The following is a 2,933-nucleotide window of genomic DNA, read 5'->3' on the forward strand; positions in this document are numbered from 1 at the left end:
ACTATTAGGAGGTCCACATGTTAACAGGTAAACAAAAACGTTTTTTACGAAGCGAAGCTCATCATTTATCAGCCCTTTTCCAAGTTGGTAAAGGTGGAGTAAATGAACATTTAATTAAACATATTGAAGAAGCTATCGAAACTCGTGAATTAATTAAAATCAGCATTTTGCAAAATTGTGAAGATGATAAACAAGAAATCGCAGATCAATTAGCAAAAGAAACAAAATCATATTTAGTTCAATTGATTGGTTTAACGGTTGTATTATACAAACCATCTAAAAATAACAAAAAAATCGTCTTGCCTACAAAAGGCTGACGATGAAAAAGGTGTGCATTTTTGGAGGAACATTTAATCCGCCACATATTGGACATTTAATTATGGCAAATGAAGTGTATCATGCACTTGATTTTGATGAAATTCGATTTATGCCAAATGCAAAACCACCACATAAAGAAGTAGTTCAGCTTGCTACAGGAGAGCAACGACTTCACATGTTGAAACTTGCGATTGAACCGTTCTCCTATTTTTCAGTAGAGCCAATTGAAATAGTGCGAGGTGGGTTGTCTTATTCGTTCGATACGATGATTGAATTGCAGAAACAAGAACCGCAAACACAATTCAGTTTTTTGATTGGTGCAGATATGATTGCCTATTTAAGTCAGTGGTACAAGATAGATGAGCTTGTGAAACAGTTCCAATTGATTGGTGTACGTCGTACAGGCTTCGATGAAAAGTCGACATATCCTGTCACTTTAATCGAGGCACCATTAATTGATTTGTCTTCAACGATGTTAAGGAATCGTGTAAAAGATGGAAAAGATGTCACTTTGCTTATTCCTGAAAATGTACAATCCTATATTCGTGAGGAGAAATTGTATGAATAAAGACGAATTGTTAAATGCTATACGTACAAGAATGTCTGAAAAACGTTTTGTGCATACTTTAGGTGTAATGGAGACTGCCATTCAATTGGCTAAAATGTATGAAGTAGATGAAAAAGAAGCCGAACTTGCTGCTATTTTGCATGATGTAGTGAAATTTGCTGATCGAGACTGGTTGCAACAAACCATTATTGAACAACAAATGGAGCCTACACTTTTAACTTTTCATCATGAATTGTGGCACGCTCCAGTGGGTGCATATGTTGCCCAGCAGGAATTTGGTGTTACCAATCAAGATGTCTTAAATGCAATTTGCTACCATACTACTGGTCGTAAATACATGTCCAAACTTGAAAAAATCATTTATTGTGCTGATATGATTGAACCCAATCGCCAATTTCCAGGTGTCGATGAATTAAGACAGCATGTAGAACAAGGACTCGAATTATTAATGAAGGCTTGTGTAGTGCATTCCATTCAATTTTTAATACAAAAAAATCAACCGGTATATCCGGATTCCATTCATTGTTACAATGATTTGGTTGCGAAAGGAAAATGACTGAATGACAGAACCAACTTTATTAGAAATAGCTTATAAAGCAGCAGATGACAAACGTGCAGAAGATATTATCGTATTAAATATGAAAGGTGTATCTTTGATTGCGGATTATTTTGTAATTTGCCATGCAAATTCTGATCGCCAAGTTCAATCAATTGCAAGAGAAATGGCAGACCAAGCGGGACAAGCTGGTTATGATGTAAAACGTTTAGAAGGTTTTGACGCGGCACGTTGGGTATTAGTAGATATGGGTGACGTTGTTGCACATGTATTCCATAAGGACGAACGTCAATTTTATAACTTGGAACGTTTATGGGGAGATGCACCAATAATCGAAGTAGATTTACAAGCATAATGTCTAGCTATAAAGAGTTTGCATACATTTATGATGCTTTAATGACTGATATTCCTTATGATAACTATGTGCATAAGGTGGTTTCATCGATTGAAAATGTTAGAGGCAAATCTTTATTAGATATTGGCTGTGGAACCGGAGTCCTGTCTGCAAAATTTGCAGAGCAGGGTTTTCTTGTTCAAGCTGTAGATTTGTCAGAAGAAATGCTTGCGATGGCTTCTGATCGTTTTCAAAAAGAAGGATATAACATCCCGTTATTCCATTTATCAATGACAGAGTTAGAAGGCTTTCAAGATGTGGATGTAGCTATTCTTGCTATTGATTCAATGAATTATCTGGAGGATGAAAATCAAGTTCTTCAAACACTTACAGGCGTCTATCAATCGTTAACATCAGGTGGCCAGTTATTCTTTGATGTTCATTCACTTTATAAAATGGATGAGTTGTTTTTAGGTGGGCCATTTACATATGAAGATGAACAAATCGCCTATATTTGGCATACGGAAGAAGGAGAGCATCCGCATTCTGTTTATCATGATTTAACATTTTTTATGAAAAACAAAAATGGCTCTTATGACCGTTTTGAAGAAAGTCATTTCCAACGTTCTTTTGAAATTGATACGTATCTTGACTGCTTACGTCAAGCAGGTTTTTCGCAAGTGAAAGTATCAGCAGACTGGACGAATGAATCTCCAAAGAACAAAAGCGAACGTGTTTTTTTCCATGCAACTAAGTAAATGTTGCATGGGATTTTTTTGTTTAGCTTTGTTAAATTAAATATTGCTGTTGATCTTCCGCAAAACAGCTACGCTTTCCTAAGGCGAGCGCCAAGACTCCTCAGGCCAACAGGATGTTGGTCACGAAGGCGTTGCCACACGATGTGGTGTTCTTAGGCTTCGTTCCTTTTCGCTTCTGTGGGGTCTCGACTGTCTCGCTATCCCTCAGGAAAGACATTGGCCGAACTGTATTCGGTCAATGTCTTTGCGACGAGTAACMGCAGGAGCATATGGGTTTCTTCGCTGTTTTGCTCCATATAACTTCATAGCAAGCTATGTTATCAATTACTGTTCGTTTGGTGATTGTAGTGCAAGGCGGCGRCTCGAGCGGGATAAGCATGTCCAGGTGAGACCCCACAG

Annotated in this window: 5 protein-coding genes; all 5 read left to right on the forward strand. The window is 37.5% G+C overall.

Going from position 1 to position 2,933, the window contains the following annotated elements:
• The first annotated feature begins 17 nt into the window (after positions 1-17).
• The 5 genes from yhbY to AC1DOS_RS19210 are packed head-to-tail and all read left to right on the forward strand — an operon-like array spanning position 18 to position 2,534.
• Positions 18-317 (forward strand): ribosome assembly RNA-binding protein YhbY, encoded by a 300-nt coding sequence (gene yhbY / locus AC1DOS_RS19190; protein WP_029723546.1) that lies wholly within the window; start codon positions 18-20, stop codon positions 315-317.
• Positions 318-319: 2 nt separating this feature from the next.
• Positions 320-886 carry a nicotinate-nucleotide adenylyltransferase gene (locus AC1DOS_RS19195; RefSeq protein ID WP_477538789.1) on the forward strand — a complete coding sequence of 189 codons (567 nt, stop codon included), beginning with the start codon at positions 320-322 and terminating at the stop codon, positions 884-886.
• Positions 879-1,442, forward strand: coding sequence for a bis(5'-nucleosyl)-tetraphosphatase (symmetrical) YqeK (gene yqeK / locus AC1DOS_RS19200; protein ID WP_477538790.1), 564 nt, complete (start codon positions 879-881; stop codon positions 1,440-1,442). The genes AC1DOS_RS19195 and yqeK overlap by 8 nt, the downstream gene beginning before the upstream one ends.
• Positions 1,443-1,446: 4 nt before the next feature.
• Positions 1,447-1,797, forward strand: a complete 351-nt coding sequence (gene rsfS, locus AC1DOS_RS19205; RefSeq protein WP_108586364.1) for a ribosome silencing factor — start codon at positions 1,447-1,449, stop codon at positions 1,795-1,797.
• Entirely contained in the window at positions 1,797-2,534 is a 738-nt protein-coding gene (locus AC1DOS_RS19210; RefSeq protein WP_477538791.1) for a class I SAM-dependent DNA methyltransferase, read from the forward strand. The genes rsfS and AC1DOS_RS19210 overlap by 1 nt, the downstream gene beginning before the upstream one ends.
• Positions 2,535-2,933: the final 399 nt, after the last annotated feature.

The organism is Paenisporosarcina sp. P5_A11 (assembly GCF_056400705.1).

What these genes read in the sequence shown, in the direction of transcription:
- yhbY (WP_029723546.1), top strand. Translation starts at nt 18, where the DNA reads ATGTTAACAGGTAAACAAAAACGTTTTTTACGAAGCGAAGCTCATCAT.
- AC1DOS_RS19195 (WP_477538789.1), top strand. Translation starts at nt 320, where the DNA reads ATGAAAAAGGTGTGCATTTTTGGAGGAACATTTAATCCGCCACATATT.
- yqeK (WP_477538790.1), top strand. Translation starts at nt 879, where the DNA reads ATGAATAAAGACGAATTGTTAAATGCTATACGTACAAGAATGTCTGAA.
- rsfS (WP_108586364.1), top strand. Translation starts at nt 1,447, where the DNA reads ATGACAGAACCAACTTTATTAGAAATAGCTTATAAAGCAGCAGATGAC.
- AC1DOS_RS19210 (WP_477538791.1), top strand. Translation starts at nt 1,797, where the DNA reads ATGTCTAGCTATAAAGAGTTTGCATACATTTATGATGCTTTAATGACT.